General features: G+C 46.3%; 19 protein-coding genes and 1 pseudogene. 4 read left to right on the top strand and 16 right to left on the bottom strand.

Annotated elements, in window-relative coordinates:
* Window positions 1–15 precede the first annotated feature (15 nt).
* From HP398_RS04145 to HP398_RS04210, 15 genes and pseudogenes are all read right to left on the bottom strand, one after another.
* Window positions 16–1,197, bottom strand: coding sequence for an MFS transporter (locus tag HP398_RS04145; protein ID WP_173621927.1), 1,182 nt, complete (start codon window positions 1,195–1,197; stop codon window positions 16–18).
* Between the two features lie 79 nt (window positions 1,198–1,276).
* Window positions 1,277–1,567 (bottom strand): ArsR/SmtB family transcription factor, encoded by a 291-nt coding sequence (locus HP398_RS04150; RefSeq protein WP_173621928.1) that lies wholly within the window; start codon window positions 1,565–1,567, stop codon window positions 1,277–1,279.
* Between the two features lie 178 nt (window positions 1,568–1,745).
* The gene (locus HP398_RS30675) at window positions 1,746–3,083 is read right to left on the bottom strand and encodes an enoyl-CoA hydratase-related protein (protein WP_254475833.1); all 1,338 of its coding nucleotides are present in this window, start codon (window positions 3,081–3,083) and stop codon (window positions 1,746–1,748) included.
* Between the two features lie 723 nt (window positions 3,084–3,806).
* A complete protein-coding gene (locus HP398_RS31125; protein ID WP_256436290.1) occupies window positions 3,807–3,929 on the bottom strand; it encodes a hotdog family protein in 123 nt (40 codons plus the stop codon).
* Window positions 3,930–4,106: 177 nt separating this feature from the next.
* A complete protein-coding gene (locus HP398_RS04165) occupies window positions 4,107–4,874 on the bottom strand; it encodes an isocitrate lyase/PEP mutase family protein (RefSeq protein WP_173621929.1) in 768 nt (255 codons plus the stop codon).
* Window positions 4,875–5,313: 439 nt separating this feature from the next.
* Window positions 5,314–5,415, bottom strand: a pseudogene (locus HP398_RS30810) (class I SAM-dependent RNA methyltransferase); the annotation flags it as partial.
* Window positions 5,416–5,432: 17 nt separating this feature from the next.
* Entirely contained in the window at window positions 5,433–5,915 is a 483-nt protein-coding gene (locus HP398_RS04170) for a GNAT family N-acetyltransferase (protein WP_017248931.1), read from the bottom strand.
* Window positions 5,916–6,282: 367 nt separating this feature from the next.
* The gene (locus HP398_RS04175; protein WP_173621930.1) at window positions 6,283–6,528 is read right to left on the bottom strand and encodes a hypothetical protein; all 246 of its coding nucleotides are present in this window, start codon (window positions 6,526–6,528) and stop codon (window positions 6,283–6,285) included.
* A 69-nt stretch (window positions 6,529–6,597) separates the two neighbouring features.
* Window positions 6,598–7,797 (bottom strand): MFS transporter, encoded by a 1,200-nt coding sequence (locus HP398_RS04180; protein WP_173621931.1) that lies wholly within the window; start codon window positions 7,795–7,797, stop codon window positions 6,598–6,600.
* 179 nt (window positions 7,798–7,976) lie between these two features.
* A complete protein-coding gene (locus HP398_RS04185; RefSeq protein WP_173621932.1) occupies window positions 7,977–8,246 on the bottom strand; it encodes an MFS transporter in 270 nt (89 codons plus the stop codon).
* Window positions 8,247–8,276: 30 nt separating this feature from the next.
* Window positions 8,277–8,546, bottom strand: a complete 270-nt coding sequence (locus HP398_RS04190) for a hypothetical protein (protein WP_173621933.1) — start codon at window positions 8,544–8,546, stop codon at window positions 8,277–8,279.
* Window positions 8,547–8,568: 22 nt separating this feature from the next.
* The gene (locus HP398_RS04195; RefSeq protein ID WP_173621934.1) at window positions 8,569–9,384 is read right to left on the bottom strand and encodes a MerR family transcriptional regulator; all 816 of its coding nucleotides are present in this window, start codon (window positions 9,382–9,384) and stop codon (window positions 8,569–8,571) included.
* A gap of 95 nt (window positions 9,385–9,479) precedes the next feature.
* Window positions 9,480–9,755: an alpha/beta fold hydrolase gene (locus tag HP398_RS04200; RefSeq protein ID WP_173621935.1), complete on the bottom strand. Its 276-nt coding sequence runs from the start codon at window positions 9,753–9,755 to the stop codon at window positions 9,480–9,482.
* 154 nt (window positions 9,756–9,909) lie between these two features.
* Window positions 9,910–10,851: an alpha/beta fold hydrolase gene (locus HP398_RS04205; protein ID WP_173621936.1), complete on the bottom strand. Its 942-nt coding sequence runs from the start codon at window positions 10,849–10,851 to the stop codon at window positions 9,910–9,912.
* Between the two features lie 131 nt (window positions 10,852–10,982).
* On the bottom strand, window positions 10,983–12,254 hold the full coding sequence (locus HP398_RS04210; protein ID WP_173621937.1) for an MFS transporter: 1,272 nt from the start codon (window positions 12,252–12,254) through the stop codon (window positions 10,983–10,985).
* Between the two features lie 212 nt (window positions 12,255–12,466).
* Between HP398_RS04210 and HP398_RS04215 the strand changes: the two genes are divergently transcribed.
* Window positions 12,467–13,048, top strand: coding sequence for a TetR/AcrR family transcriptional regulator (locus HP398_RS04215; RefSeq protein ID WP_017248938.1), 582 nt, complete (start codon window positions 12,467–12,469; stop codon window positions 13,046–13,048).
* 552 nt (window positions 13,049–13,600) lie between these two features.
* Window positions 13,601–13,795: a transposase gene (locus tag HP398_RS04220; protein WP_256436299.1), complete on the top strand. Its 195-nt coding sequence runs from the start codon at window positions 13,601–13,603 to the stop codon at window positions 13,793–13,795.
* A gap of 230 nt (window positions 13,796–14,025) precedes the next feature.
* On the opposite strand, the gene HP398_RS04225 is transcribed toward HP398_RS04220, so the two are convergent.
* Entirely contained in the window at window positions 14,026–14,280 is a 255-nt protein-coding gene (locus HP398_RS04225; RefSeq protein WP_371736709.1) for a DinB family protein, read from the bottom strand.
* Window positions 14,281–14,438: 158 nt separating this feature from the next.
* On the opposite strand from HP398_RS04225, the gene HP398_RS04230 reads away from it, so the two are divergent.
* Window positions 14,439–15,242 carry a MerR family transcriptional regulator gene (locus HP398_RS04230; RefSeq protein ID WP_173621939.1) on the top strand — a complete coding sequence of 268 codons (804 nt, stop codon included), beginning with the start codon at window positions 14,439–14,441 and terminating at the stop codon, window positions 15,240–15,242.
* Between the two features lie 44 nt (window positions 15,243–15,286).
* Window positions 15,287–15,877, top strand: a complete 591-nt coding sequence (locus HP398_RS04235; RefSeq protein ID WP_173621940.1) for an NAD(P)H oxidoreductase — start codon at window positions 15,287–15,289, stop codon at window positions 15,875–15,877.
* The last annotated feature ends 844 nt before the right edge of the window (window positions 15,878–16,721 follow it).

Consider the following 16,721-nt stretch of genomic DNA (forward strand, 5'->3'; position numbering starts at 1 on the left):
ATTTCTTCTATGCATTTATGATGCATAGTCCTTTTTTGTTTTAGCGTGATTAGTCAAAATACCACTTGCTATAAAAGAGAACAACGAACCGGCAAAGCATATTGCCGCAAATATGCCTACGGCGGAAAAACCGTTAAATGTCGCATAAATCAAGCCGGCGAGCCAAGAGCCGAGCGTTGTCGCAGCGTACATGATCGAATTGGCCAAGCTAGAGATCGTGCCACGAATTGTCGGATTTAATGAATTCAGCATTCCCATTATGAGCGGAAAGACGATTCCCATGTTTACGAATATGAAAAAGTATACCCCTTCGAAAGACGCAACCGATGGCAGGTGAGGCAAAGCAATAAAACATGCAATAGAGACGAGAATGCCCACAACCATCGTATTGAAACGATTCAACATTTTGATCACATAAGCACCGCTAAAGCTTCCCACTAAGTTCCCTAGCCCAAGAAAAAACATTACGTACCCCACTTGATCAACCGAAAGATGATAGCGGTCCGTCATCCATTTTCCAATGAAAGAAAAGGCAGCAAAAAATCCACATTGAAATAAGAAATGAGCCAGGAAAGATCTTCTCGCGATTCGGCTTGTCAATAACGGGACGTATCTTTTAAATATCGGAAGCTTGGTTCTTTGGTCTTGATTCGGTTTCATTTCGGGCAAAGCATAGGGGATGAATATCGCCACCAACAACGAGCACGCACCGATTGTAAAAAAAGGATAAGACCAATGGGTTGCAGCAAGCATGCCTCCAATCGGTATGCCGAACGCTTGGGAAGCAGCCAAGCCTGCCATTACGATTCCTGATACTTTGGCGGTCTTTGCCGCAGGGAACAGAGCAGGAATAGAGGCCCAGACTTGCGGCGCTGTGAATGCTGCGCTGATTCCGGCTAAAAAACGGAATAAAAACATCGTCCAAAATCCTGTCGCAAAGCCGCATAAAATGGTTGAAACCGCGAAGCAAACCATGCCGGAAAACATTACTTTTTTGCGATCCCATCCATCGGAAAGCGGTCCAGCTATCAGAGCAAATATGGCATATCCCAACGCATATGCCCCGACCATCCAACCGGCATATTCGGTCGGGATATGAAACAATTTCTGAAGAGTGGGGATGAGCGGAGAAATCAAAAATGTATCTGTACCGATAACAAACATGATGAGAAAAAATAAAGCTGTTAACTTAATCATGCGATTCACCTTCTCCTATCGATCCTAGTTTTGTTGTACAAGAACTTTTGAACTAATGAAGAAAAAAAAGAATTTCTTTCTACAACGTATCAAGAAATCCCGGCAAGTAAGATTCAAAGGTCTCCATGTCGATACTCGTATACTTCGTTTGAGCTTCTTTTCGTACCTTAATCAATTTCGCCTCCCTTAAAGTACGCAAATGATACGAAGTATTCGACTTCGAAGTATTGCAAATGTCCCCAACTTCTCCGCAATTCATCTCCTTCTTCTTGGCGTATAGAACTCGTATGATTTCCAATCTTGTTTCATCAGCTAATGCTTGAAACATTTTGACCCTGTGCTCATTATTCAATGATTTTTGAGTAGTCATAAAACCATTGTACTAAGATATTGCTACAAATCAAGTCTTTAGCAAAATACCACCATATTCTCCGATTTATAAGTGAGATGTTTTGAGTTTGTCTCCACTAAAAAATCCGAATACCCCAAAAAAAACAGACTGGATTGCCTGTTTTTTTATATATAGAGGTGAGCGAATGAGAAATATGTTAATCAAGAAGAAGAAAGAAGTTGTCTATTGTTTGTTTAATAAGTAAAGGGTCCTTCATCATTTCTCCGAGAATAAGAGAACCTTCTAATGTGCTTAAGAATAATAATGCCATCTGTCTAGGGTGAACAGTTTTATTGAATTCATTATTATCCTTCCCTTGTTTAAATATTTTTATGACGATCGGTTCAATTTCACGGAAAAAAAGAGTGATAGCATCCTTTACATCAGAAGATTGTTCGGAAGACTGGATGTACAAAGAAATGAATGGACAATTCCCACCTCCATTTCTTTCTATCAAGCCACCTAAAAGCAATTCAGTAAAATCACTTAAACGCTCTCTGACAGGTCGATGATCTTGCTTTGAGGCTTCTATCAGACAGGATTCATATAAACTAGTCCAATACTTTACAACAGCTAATTGAAGATCTTCTTTGCTTTTGAAGTGATAGTAAATATTGGATTTTGAAACTTTACTTATTTTCATCACTTCATCCATTGATGTATTGCCATTTTTCAAAAATAATTGTGCAGCGACTTGGATCACGTGTTCTTTATTTGTGATTTTACTATACACCGGTGTTGTCTTATCTATGAAGGATTTCGTACCGATTTTGAAGTCTTCAGTGGAAGCGACTAAACCAAAGTAATTCGCATCGAGTTGGGCAGACTCTTCTAATGTTAAATTAAGGCCGTGGTGCAGAGCCTCCCAAGTTAATTTTACTGCCATAGGCGATTGGGATAAAATTCCTCGAATCATATTTTCGGCTTCTATAAGTAATTTCCCAGGTTCAACTACTTTATTTACTAGTCCCATATTATATGCTTGTTCCGCGTTGATAGAATTTCCAGTTAGTAAAAGTTCTGCTGCTCGGCCCTTTCCGATTAATCGTGGGAGGCGAGTGGTACCACCGAAACCAGCTACTGCACCAATCCGAACTTCAGGATGTCCTAGTTGCGCATGTGATGCTGCAATACGCAGCATACAGGCTTCTGCAATCTCAAGTCCTCCTCCTAATGCTGTGCCGTTTATAGCAGCAACTACTACTTTACCCAAGGATTCTATTTTATGAGTAATCTCGACAGCAAGTTTCGCTAGATCTCTTACCTCAAGGGGAGTTAAAGAGTGTAATAGCTTAATATCCGCACCTGCAGAAAATATTTTTTCTCCAGCTCCAGTTATAATTACAGCTTTTACATTCTGATCTACCTTAACTTTATCTAAGGTTTCAGATAGGCTTAGAAGTAATTCTAAGTTCAAAGCATTTAAGGATTCAGGACGATTTAAAGTGATTTTTGCTATTCCTTCATCTTGGGAATAAAGAATGAGATCTTTCATGTTCATCGAAACACTCCGTTATCTCAATATTTACACTTCTATCAAGACTCAACTGTATGATGTTACTAAAGTATATATCAGATAGTTTACATCTTGATCATTATTTTAGAACTATATAGTTCCACTTGTGAAAAGTCAATCATAATAAGCTGTTTTCACCCTCACCTACTCGACTATTCAGTCAAAAAATTCAAACACGTATGAAATGATAATACCACATTTAAGAAGATAATTTATCCTCTGATCGAACGCTAATGGGGACAGAAAAAGACCATAACCTGAAGCCTGAACCCTGACCTCTAAACCCTTATCTGAAGGGAATACGCTCTCAAAGTGTGCGGACTAAAACCCAGAATGCGTTTAGCGGCCTCATACAACAAAACCCCTCCCAAGGCTAATTTTTATTAGCTTCACTATGCTTGGAAGGGATTCAATTGACGCTTATTTAGTTCTTTAGAAAAATTCAGTATAATTGAATTGTTTATTTGAAAGCTGAACCGAAGCACTGCTTGGATTCACGTAAGCATAAATCCAAGGCGATACTACAAAATAACCAATCCTTGAAAGAAGAAGCCCCTTTTTCGGGGCTTCTTCTACCATATAGAGCCTGTCCCGCCCAGGCTGTTATTGTATAATGCATTCCCCCGACGATGATGTGCACCTTACTTACACCTTTCCCGATACAGACTGTTGAAAACATCGCCAAGCGAGTTCACACCTGTGTTACCACACTGCCACAAGACTTTGGTTCTCGTCAAATACACTGCAATCAATGAATCCAACGGTTTGTCCTTTCTTTATTACCTTTGCTTCCGCCCTGACCGTACGACTCCATACCAGTTTCAAATTTCTTCGGGATAGGAGTGGCTCTCGGTCGCATCATCTCAAACAGGAATTGATCACGGGGCAATTGCTACAGATTTTATGCCTAGCAGTTGTTTTACAGTTGATGATTGTATTCCACCTGTTATCGCATTTCGATGGCATATTAGAAGCTCGTTCATTTAGCTATCCTTTCTGCATTCAATCGAATAGCAAAGACGTATCCTGAGATTCATAAATATGAGCCGCGCACGTGTCCAATAACGTTTCAAGCTTGCGATATAAGGCGCCCCCGAGACTTAGACGCTTTACTCCAAGCTCCTTGAGCTTTTTGCATCTTGTAAGCCCTGGCGCAGACATAAGGTTTAGAGGAGCGGCAATTTGCACTGCAGCCGCTTTGATTTCGTTATCATCCCTCAATCCAGGAACAAAAATTCCGCTTGCGCCACTTTCCACATAGGCTTGCGCCCGGGCCATCGTTTCGTTTCTCGGATCTATATTCAGCAAATAGGTATCTGTCCTTGCATTAATATAAAAATCTTTATAGCCGCTCTTCTCTAGTGACATTCTTATTTTCGATAAAAGCTCGCATTGTTCGTTCAATGGTTTGAGACCTGCTTGATCCTTGTAAGAATCCTCTATATTGATCCCCGCAACCCCTATATCCGCAAGTTTCAATACATTCTCGACTATCGTTTTCTCATCTTTTCCATAACCCGTCTCTATATCGGCAGAAACAGGGATGTTAACATGATCCAATATCGTTTTTATGCGATTTAGTATTGTGTCAAATTCAATTGTTTCACCATCCGGATAACCTAAGCTTTTCGCTATTCCCCAACTCGTTGTACCGATAGCTTTGAATCCGGCTTTCTCCAGAGACAATGCAGAAAACAAGTCCCAAGCGTTACCTAACAATAAAAGCTCGTTTGATTCATGTAATACTTTAAACTCCTGAATTTTGCTCATACCTTTATCCCCTCTGCACCACTGAAATTCTTTGTAGTAAGTCCGAACGTGACAATACCAAAATGATACTGATCAGTCAGATTCAGTTTTGCAATAATTTCTATATTCTATCAAACGGATTTAATAAGCGCCGTGTCTAAAAAAAATGAATCGGCAATATAGTTGCAAAGCTTAGTGGAGATGTTATTCGAATTTTGTCGCATGAAAGAAAACAGATTCCCCTGTAAAACTTCGCTGACTCTCTTTCATCCTAAACCTCGTTCAAATAACACTTAAAGCTCATCTTCCAACTGCTTCCTTCCGGTATCAGGCGATTCGATCCTGTCGCACCCATCTAACGAATCTTCTCGAAAGGAATTTCCCGACACGGGAACCTGATCATCCTTTATAAGTGTATTTCATGAAATTCCCATTTCCATCCATGCTTTTGCAAGTCGTATCAGCTACGTTGGTACATACCCACCGGTTGCACCTTTTCTGTACGATAGCCTCCATATTCCAGCACGCGCAGATCTCGTGCTAACACTGACGGATTCGTCGATAATCTTGTCTCCATATTCATTTTAGTTTCAACTCCATAAACACATCCGCTCTTACATAGGGCATGGGCCCGATCTGCTCAACAGGAACGTGCTTGAACCCAACCGATTCGTAAAGATGAACAGCGTTCGGTAGCTTGGTGCTACTGCCCAAAAAGAGCGATGTTGCGCCAAGCCCGCGTGCGCGGTTAATGGCGGCATGGATGATTCTCCGTCCGTATCCGCGCCCCCGCACCTCGGGTGTAACGCTCATCTTCGAGAGCTCGAACACACCGGCTCCAGTCGGAACGAGTGCAACGCATCCGACGATCGAATCGCCATCGCGTGCGATGAGTACGTCTCCTCCTTTGTTCACGATGTTCTCCACTGGGTTATTGAGGATAATCTGGTCTTCCTCTTCGATGGCAAAGAGGAGGGCGATCCATTCCTCGTTAAGTGTTTTGAAGGCCTGAGCCTCTTCGGGGGTCTGCATCGAAGTGATCGTGAGCACTGTTTCAAGCATGCTATGTTTCCTCCTCTTGTATGTATAACTTCCACTAAAGAATTAACCAAACGACTGATCAATGTCAACAAATCAATTTTGACCATATATAATCTCTATGATTGGACGGTGGCAGCCCAATGGAACATCGATTTTTCGCTTCTTTCTTAATGGTCTGCGAAGAGCTTCATAGGGAAAGCAGCACTGTGTGACCCTGATGAGTAAGCGATTTGGCAAGCGTAGCAAACAGAATTCCGCCCCACACGATTCCCCCGTACCGGAGATAGCAATCAGCCAGTCTCTTACGGACTACCGATTTTGACACCAAGATTTGAGAAGGAGACGAACAGACTGTTTGCAAATTCCTGTGCTTCGGGTGCTGTCGCTGTCATCCAGATTTGACTGACGATAAGCCCACTTGTATGCACGGCTCCCATAGTACAACAATACCGACGAGCCATATGAGTGACGCCCCTGCATTTTGAAAAAGAATGTAGCACACCGTCAAATCGATCAGATAAAGTATCGCCGTTCTCGATAAATGCTTGCCGAACAACTTGCCCGCATACCGGCTACCCTGCACGCCATTGGTACAGAAGACGACAAATAAAAGACTGACTATCTTCCCGCTCATTTGGACATTTGCAAACACCCTTCTCTTATGTCTTAGTTCAATCGGGGGATCACTGCATCCTGCCCAGCGTTATGATGTCTTCCTCACCCCACGATCCAATACTACGATAGTAAAAGCCATGACGATAACCAGACCGGCTGAGGTCATAATGGCAGACAAACCGGCATTGTTAAGGACGAATGCACCGAGTACAGCTCCCGCTCCAGAAGAGGAATTGAACACGGTCGTATACACGGCAGACGCCGGTATGGCCTCCTTCCCACCAGTTCGCAATACCCATGTCTGGATACCGATAAAAAGTACCGAGATTGCGGCACCCCAGACAACGAGCAGCGCCAGCACTGGCCCAACCCCGGAACTTAGCCCGATCGTGCCCAGACCAATGAGCGATGCGAACATAAGCAACAGTGATACGGCGATGACCGGCTTCATAAAGCGGTCGATCAGCCCCCCGGTAAGCACATTTCCGAGCAAGCCGGCGGCCCCGAAGCCAAAGAGCAGAGCGGCGATCATAGCGGGGTCAATGCCAGGGACGTTTCTCAGAAACGGTTCGATGTATGTGAACGCTGCGAAATGCGCAGCTACCGTGAAGATTGCCACCGTATAGACGCGCCACAGCTTGCTGCTACGCAGCACACTGGCCAAGGTGGCGAATCCAACCGATCCTTCGGCCTTTATTTGCGGCAGTACGATGGCCATTAACAGCGCCGTGAGCATGCAGGCCGAGACGAGGATGCCAAATGCCAAACGCCAGCCCCATGTCTGTCCGATCAGGTTGAGCAGCGGAACACCCAGCACGTTCGCAATCGACATGCCGCCGAAAACGATCGAAGTCGCAAGTCCCATCCGGTTCGGAGGAGCCATCTGTGTCGCAAGCGCGGCCACCATTGCCCAGAAAACGCCATGCGATAGCGCTCCGATAACCCGCGCCAGCATCAGAACCGGGAACGAATGGGCGATCATCGCAAGTCCATTCCCGGCAGCCAGCACTACCATTAGCCCGATGAGTAGCGGCTTCCGCGGAAATCGGTTCGGCAGTACGGCGGATAGTAGCGCGCTGCCTGCGCCAATCAGCGCATAGGCCGTCACGATGAGTCCTACCGTTCCGGGACTGCGCCCAAGATCGGAAGCGATAGACGATAACAGTCCGATCGGAGCGAATTCGGTGGCAACAACAGTAAACATGGCAATGCCGAGAACAACGATCGCCAGCCAACTGCGAATACTAGTTTTCGACGGTTCGGCTTGATTCAAAGCAACCTTAGACATAGTATCCCTCCGTATTGATCAGCCATATTAAATACCAATTGGTACATAATCTAGATAAAAGAAAAGCAACGGGCAGCTGCTCTTATATCCGATGCAAAAGTCTTGCAAATAGTGGGCTGAGTGCCGTTACGAGTAGGCATTCGGACTGACTGCCGATTGCTGCCCTGGAGACGTTCCATTCACGAAAACTTTCTGTCCCTCATGGCTTTGCGGTCGAGACGATAGCTGACTACTGCCAGCAAGGACGCGGCAACTGCCACGATGCCTCCGGACCAGGATACATCGATCAGCCTGATGTTCGTTGTCACCCATCCTCCGAGCGCCGACCCGACCGCAATGCCGACATTGACGGATACGGGTGTAAGAGACGAGGCTAAATCCCGAGCAGTCGGAAAATGCTGGTTGGCCAAATCGATGAAATATAATTGTATCGTGGAATTCCTCGGCATAGAGGACCAGGGCAATAAAGGAGATGCTGATCAATCCCCTAACCAGCTACCAGCGTATTCGCGGAAACATACAGCGATGCGAGAATGACGCCCTGAATCAGGAACACATACCGAAGCTTGCTGCTCCCATCCCGTGCGGCCAATTTCCCACCAATCAACGTACTGAAGATGGACACGGCCCCATAGAGTAGAAACACTAAGCTGATATACCGTTGCGGAACTCCGCGCCCCTTTCAGCCCCTTGGGAATGGTCACCGAGCTGGAAATCAAGGAGATAGCGCCCAACAAGGCGGTGAACACCTCTCCCCCTCCCACGAGTAAACTAAGCTCTCTTGACGGCAATCTGCACCTCAGCGACATAAGCTTCCGGATCGCCTGTCTGTTCATGAGGGATGCAAATTTCGCGCCGCGGCTCGTTTTCGATCATTCGATAACCATTTCGCTCAATCCACAGCGCCAGTTCCGTGCTTGCAGTGCAGCGGCTCGTCGTCCGACAATGATGGATCAGTGTGGCCATCAGCGGAACACCCAGTAACCGTTGGACCACAAAGGGCGGCTGGCTTACCATTTTATCGGTCAGTAGCCGGGCTGCTTCAATGTCCATATCGTCATCGCTTTCCAAGCAGTCATGCCACAAAACGATCTGCGACAAGGACGGCCGACCGGCATTGCCCAAATAATCGTCCAGCTGCCGAAACATCTCCGGAATTTGCCGAAAAGAAGTTCTTTGCCGATAAGACACCACCAATTGCGGTTCCACTTCTTTCAGCACGACATTATGCGTCACCTCCTGTTTTCCCTCATTCTCGATGGCATGTAGCCGGTCTTTGATGCGAACCAACTTGGCCTGCTCTTTGTCCACAATGGACTGAATCTCATGCTGCTTGATCCGGAACATCCCTCTGATTTGCTCAAGCGGAATTTGCTCGTCAATCATCCGGCGAATTTGCTCTAACGAGAACCCCAGTTCTTTGTAGGCCAAAATGCGGTGAAGCTGGAACAACTGATCGGCAGTGTAGAATCGGTATCCGGAGTAAGGATCGGTATGGGCCGGCTTGAGCAAATTCAGCTGGTCGTAGTACCGAAGCGTCTTGACAGACACTTGGCTTATCTTCGAAAACTCGCTGATTTTGAACATAAATGCACCCCTCAATAGCAAATATTGTGAATCTGCTCACTTCTTCCGAAGTATAACTTTCCCGTTAAGGGGAGAGTCAAGCAGACAGAGAAAATTCAGAACAGTTCCGCCGCCGTTCTCTGGTTCCAATTCGACTGAGCGGACTTCCGAACAGAAAAAAAAGCCGCACATCGATGTGCAGCTGGATCTAGGGACGACAGGTCATTAAAAGCCAGCAGCGTTCTGTACGACGAGAAACGATACTTTCTCCGGATGTCTGCTAGCCGGTCAAACGTATACTCAAACGGTGCATCGCTGTACCCGTAACCGGGATAATCCGGTACGATAATGAGAAATTGATCGGAAAGTCGCTCGGTCAGATCGCGAAACATAAAGGAGAAGCGGGAAAGCAATGCGTAAAAGCAGAACCCGGCCTGTTGTTGTCTCCGGCTTCGCGATAGAAAATGTTCAGTCCGTCGATCTCTATCGTACGATAATGAGTCACAAGAATCCTCTTTTGAGAGTCGGTTCCTTCGAGACCACGTTTCAGTTACGGTAGATGAAGTCTGCAATGAGACGTCCAACTTCATTCGGTGCATCTTCCAGGCAATAATGACCCACGCCTGCAAGCCGATGAACGGGAGCGTCGGGGAACAACTCCGTGAACAGTGGCAGAAAATGTTCAGCGTGCAGAGTGCGATCAGACTCTCCCCAAATGGCCATTGCTGGCTTGGTACAAATCATGCGGATGGCTTCGGCATTAGGTACTTCAAACTGGTGCGCGCCTGTAGCATACCCTTTTGCCCAGCCGATCGCGCCTAGACAATCTGCCGGATCGGCAAAGTGCGAGCCGTAAGCCGCCAGCCAGGTGTCGGTAATCAGGGCATGGTTCTCAAAACCGTTCAGTTTGAGCGTGCTGAGAATATTAAAACCGAGTTGGCCCAACACGGCCTCGAGACTCCCGTCCTTCTCCGCTTGAACAACCCATTGGAACCAAGGCGAGACGACGACATTGGCGCTCAACCGGTCTCCGAGGCTGGACTGGCCGAACGGTGTCGGCCCATTGGTCGTGATCAGCCTGCGGATGCGATCTGGATGGCGGGCGGCGAGTCCCATCCCCACTGGCCCGCCAAAATCGTGCATAATTAACGTGATTTCCCGCAGGTCAAGCGCAAGCACGAACCGTTCGAGATTGTCGATATGATCTTGCAGCCAGTAGCTACGATTCAGAGGAGTCGCACTTTTGCCGAACCCCATATGATCAGGGACAATGACACGACAATCCGAGCTCAGGACCGGGATGAGGTGCCGAAACAGATAGCCCCAGGTTGGCTCTCCATGAAGACAAAGCACAGTCTCACCTCCGTGCGGCCCTTCGTCAACATAGTGCATGGCAAACCCGGGAGCGTCGGTGAAGTGCGGTGTGAATGGGTAGGTACCTTCGCAATCCGCAAACGGATCGCGGTTGAGGTTATAAGAATACGTCATGAGAAATGTTCCCTCCTTTGAATTGCCTCGGAAAATCTAGCTGGATGAAACAGTATAAAATCTTCCTACAGTCATAATTGACGAGCAGCATGATGGCAATCAGTGGTATGTGCCAGTTCTCCGTTTGATGTCTAAGCGGTGGGCGTCAACTGACGGGTAAACGCCCAGAATAATAGTGCCAGAAAGCTGATGGCTGAGCCTAATAGGCATACACCACTCCAACCAGCCCACGCATAAACGAACGTCGAGAGGAACGAACCGACAGCGCTGCCGAGGGAATAGAAAATCATATATCCGGCCGTAAGCCGGCTATGAGCCTCGGGGCGCACACTGTAAATCATGCTTTGATTCGTGACATGTACGGCCTGTAACCCAAGATCGAAGACGATTACGCCGGCAATCAAAGCCCACAGGGAATGAATAGTAAATCCAATTGGTAGCCAAGATAGGGACATGATGAGCAGCCCGGTGCCGGAAACTTTCTGACTCCAGCCGCGATCCGCCATTTGCCCTGCCCGGGCCGCACCCAACGCTCCGGCGGCTCCAGCTAGACCAAACAGACCGATCTCCGTATGAGAGAGTGAAAAAGGCGGTTGGCTGAGTGGAAACACCATTGGCGTCCACAAGACTGAAGTCGAGGTAAAGATCAAAAAGGCGATCAAAGCGCGTATGCGCAAAATCGGCTCCTCCAAGAACAACATGAAAACCGATCGCAGCAATTGCGGATAAGCAATCTTTTCCTTCACCTCGTCGTGCGGCGGTAGCACACGAAACAACATAACAGTGATGAGCAGAGTCAACGCCGCTGAGAGGAAATAGATCGCCCTCCATCCCGCGAGATCGGCCATGAACCCCGCGATGGTCCGCGCCAGCAAAATACCGATGACAATGCCGCTAGTCACCGTCCCGACTACACGGCCGCGCTCAGCCGGCGTTGCCAATGCGGCCGAGAATGCAACCAGCACCTGCGTGACCACCGCGAGTAACCCAACCAAAGCGCTGCTGATAAAGAGCAGTGTGCTGTTTGGTGAGAAACCGACAGCGGCTAGCGCCGCAACAGATAATGCTGACTGACCGACGATCAACCGTCTGCGGTTCAGCAAATCGCCAAGCGGCACCAACAGCAGAAGGCCAAGTGCATACCCGATCTGGGTGATGGTGACAACAACCCCGATAGTCGACTCACGGATACCGAACTCGACTGCCATAGCGTCAAGCAGTGGCTGTGCATAATAAACGTTCGCTACAGCAAGCCCACAAGCAACGGCAAACAACAACGAGAGCCTACGTGGCAGCGATGAATGTGACGTGGAAGCACGAGCATCGGTTTTACTCGAGGAAGCCTTCCCGGCACTCCAGTTTTCTCCGGCACCTCCCTCCACTATGTCTTGAAGGTTTTTCATATCCCCTCACACCCTTTCTGATTGGATTGGTTAACCTTATTCAGTTACATACTGATAAGTATATTATACCATTCGGTACATAACTGGATGAAGTGAAATATATATTATACTTCCGTAATTTGTCAAGGGAAAACCGAAAAAATTTGACTATTCTTTTACCGCAAGATATGATTTTAATGTACTGAACGATATGAAAAGGAAGAGGATAGCTTATGGTTCGCCCTCGGGAGTTTAATGAAGAGCAAGCACTACATGCCGCGATGGAACTGTTTTGGGAGAAGGGCTACGAAGCGACTTCATTAAGCGATTTAACGGCAAAAATGGGCATTCAACGCCCTAGTCTCTACGCCGCGTTCGGAGACAAAAAGGAGCTTTTTGAAGCTACACTTCGCAAATACAATCAATCCCACGCTTCTTATGTGCGCGCCCGACTGCAGAGCGTGCCGTCTGTCAAAGAATCGTTTCGCGCTTTCTTTGCGGGCATTGTGGCGGAAGGATACGAGGAAGGTCCAAGTCGGGGATGTTTTTGCCTCAATGTCATGGTCGAGCTTGCTCCACATGATGCCAAATTTGAAGAGCTGACCAGAGAGCACCAGATGTATTTGGCGGCGATCTTTCAGGAAATCATTGAACAGGGTGTGCGATCCGGCGAACTGGGGAATCATGTGAGAGCCAAAGCGCTCGCCCAGACACTCGTCGTTTCAATGATCGGTCTTACCACGTTGATGAAATCCCGCCCCGATCGAACATTTGCGGACAACGCTGTTGCGACCATTATCGCCTTTCTGGAGTAAATCGTTTGTCATTTGAAGTGCTCAGCGATCCTTTGGAACTGATTTTGAGGTGTTCGAAGAAAATAAAGCTTTAAACTGATCCCGAATAATGAGACAACGGCAGCCTAGGACAAGAAAACCTGAAATATTCAGGGAGTGGCTTTGAACATGGCATGATTTCAAAGGCACTCTTACAAACATTTAATGCTCTCTTGTAACATTGGTTCGTACTTATACTGAGTTGCGACGGGTGCTATTGGATCAGCTGCGGGTAGTGCCGTATGGAATACAATAGGATGGACTGGTGTCGCCAGTTTGGGTTTGGTGCTCGCTGCAGTTTCATTCCTTACTTATCTTTGGAATAGGCGCATACAAAAGTTCTAAGCCACTAAATGTTCCGCATTGAAATCAGATTCCAACTCGTTAAAACCGGCTCCGCTTAACAGGGAGCCGGTTATTTAGTAACCTAAATTGGTCTAAACGTCTAATTTTTACGAAACGATCTAATACCACCTTAATTGGTCAACAAACACGCTCCCAAGGGGTTCTTAGATGTCAAGTCAAGAGTTAGGAATGAACTTCAACTCCCGAATGAAAGTTAATTTTGATGGCGGCGATCTGACTTCGGACGCTGGTCTTCTTCTGTATAAAGAATTCGATCATCAAGTCAGTCTATCTAAGACTGTGAAGCAAATCCTTGTGGTCGACGATCCGGTTCACCATCGGAATCATCCGAATGACGAGGTGGTTCTGCTGAAAATTTATTAGAATGTGGGGGGTTATCATACCGACGACCATGCCGATGATTTGAGCTACGAGCTACGAGCCACTTCTGCCCGCGATGCTAGGGAAGAAACGGCTGGCTTCGCTGCCGACGATATCTATGTTCAATGAAAAGGCAACGATCACTACCGCCAAGTCATTGGAAAACGTCAATGAAGTGCTCCCTCACCCGCTCGCTTTGTTCTACTGTCAGATGGTCCAGAATTGTCTGCATACTAGAGCAGCAATTGGAACAAAAGCAAATGCTGTTCACGGTCCAATAAATCGTATCCCAAGTCTTTTGCCCATGAGTTTTGGTCAAAGGAAATTAGTAGCGGCTCCACCTCCGCCAACACTTTTCTCAGCCTGTGTGTGGACAAAATCTCGGAATCCGTCACCTGAATAATAATTTGATGGATGCTCAATTTATCAGGTGCGGGCTTGAAACGAAGTTCCTCCTCGGCCAAGCCTTCAATGGCTTCACGGAGCATTACGGATCCGCGACCGTACTATTCAATCACCGCTTTCACTTTTGTCTCCTCCTTGTAATTGAACCTATTTTCCGCTTATTATATCATTTTGGTAAAAGTTGGAAAAGGCTAATCGAAGCCCGTAAGAAGAATTGAAAACAGAGGAGTGATGAAGCCAAATGGAACCCTATTTTCGAATCGGAGAAATATCCGCAATGTTTAACATCCCTCTGCAAACGCTGAGATATTACGATAAAATCGGTTTATTTTCTCCTGTCCATATCAATCGAGAAACAGGATATCGATACTATTCTTTGTATCAGCTCCCGCTTCTGCATCGGATTAAAAAGTTTAAAAGCATGGACATCCCCTTCTCTGAAATAAAAGAGTTAGCGGCGACACAGTGGAATGCTGACCGGATGGATCATGTTTACGCCGTCCAGCTCGAGCGGCTGGAACAGAAAATGAGAGAGATGCATTCGTTGAAAATAGAGCTCGAAGACAAACGCAATCGTCTCATGGCGTTGCGAGCAGAGCCAAAAAATCAGATTTCCGTTCGGCGATACGAGGCAAGAAAAATATTTTGCAAATTGATTGACGTATCTACATATAAGGAGCAGGAAACCGAATATTACCGCTCATTCCTGCCCTTTTCCAACCAGGTTGATTATATCAATACGGAACCCGGCTTTATTGTGACACAGCCCATTTTCTTTGATGAGCGAACGAATGCTTCCTATTTATTTCTCGTCAACCCGACGGTCGTTCCAGAAGGATTCCGGTCTCATCACATGGCAGAAGGCACTTATTTAACGCTTCTTATCGATGATAGCCACGCAAACTCTCCTACCTATTACAGTTTGCTGCGTCAACATATTTTGGATCAAAAAATTGAGACAGTGAGCGACATCTACGAATTTTGTTACACCAGTGTGTGGGAATTGCAGGTTCAAATAAACTCCTTGACCCTACAATCATTGTAGGGTTTAGACTGAGGGTACTCTCAGATGAATTTGGAGGAACCCTTATGAAAATACTAGTTGTCGTTGCCCATCCAAGACCAGATTCGCTCACAGCGAGCATGGCGAAGCGGTTCACGGCAGGCTTGACCGAAGCAGGACATGAATTCGAAATCGCCGATTTGTATGCCGAAGGATTCAATCCGATCTTGCATACAATCGATGAGCCTGATTGGAGTAATCCGAACAAAGCATACTCAGACGAGGTGCAGCGCGAAATGGATCGGATCCGAGCAAGCGATGCATTGGCCTTTCTTTTCCCGATATGGTGGTACAGCATGCCTGCCATCATGAAAGGATACATCGATCGGGTGTGGAACTATGGATTTGCTTATGGCACAGGCAAATTGCCAGTTCAAAAAATAAGATGGATCACCATGGTTGGCGAGACACAGAGTCAATTTGAAAAACGCAATTATCATTTGATGGTGGAGCATCACCTGAACGTAGGCTTGGCGCAATATACCGGCGTTCAAGATACCCATGTACACTTTATGTATAATTCATATGGAAAATTTGATGGTAGCTCGAAAGAAAAGAGCCAGGCTCATTTTGCCACTTTATTGAACGAGGCTTATCAGATCGGGCAAGCCTTTTAAGTTGAATTGGATGAGCAATATGCGATTTATGGATAAAGAAGTGGATACTACGCGGAACTCTTAAACAGCTCCCTTAGGTATCCCCAGTTTCCCAAAGAAGGTACTAAGGCTTACACGAAACCCAAAAGGATTGAGACCCAGACGAAGCAAGTAGTTTAGGCACCAGGACAATATTTTGAGAATGGTTATTTCACCATTGACGGCAATAACAACTTGGTATTCGTTGATAAAAACTTGAAACGTAGGATAATTGATCAAGGTGTGGTTCAACTGGGAGCTACTCTTGATCTCTTCCACTCCGATCCCAAAACCTATGAATTCTCAATGGGAATTATGTGAAGAACAACCAATTGTGGGCCTATACACCGTTTCAGGAATCCGAAAAACAAATGCTTTGCGACAATGTGACTCAACTTTCAGATCGTGACTTTTCTTTTCAAGGCTTTCCATCCTCGCGTATGCAAAAGTACCATTAAGTTTCACTTCCTTATAGGCAGGGGGCAGATCTTTAGGTTTCTCAATTTGGAACCCATCCAAATGAAAAGAAGTGGTCACCTCTTTTACCATGCGATGTCTTCCATCCCAATAAAAATAATTTTTAATCCGTAGAAAACTCTACCTGAGTTTCAAAACCTTCAAGATCTTACTTCAACAACCAAAGCGCTTCTCCACCTTAGTGAGCAACACAAGATTCTTGCCTGGTCGACAAAACTGGTTATTTTGGGTGTAGTGCCTGTCAGCAAGTACGATTGCCCTATGTTCCCCTTTACTGATCAATTTCCACGGCACTTACTCCCCCCCTTGTTTTACATAATTGGGCTTGAGTTATATAGGATTTTCTCAA

Source organism: Brevibacillus sp. HB1.4B, from assembly GCF_013284285.1.
Classification (GTDB): domain Bacteria; phylum Bacillota; class Bacilli; order Brevibacillales; family Brevibacillaceae; genus Brevibacillus; species Brevibacillus porteri.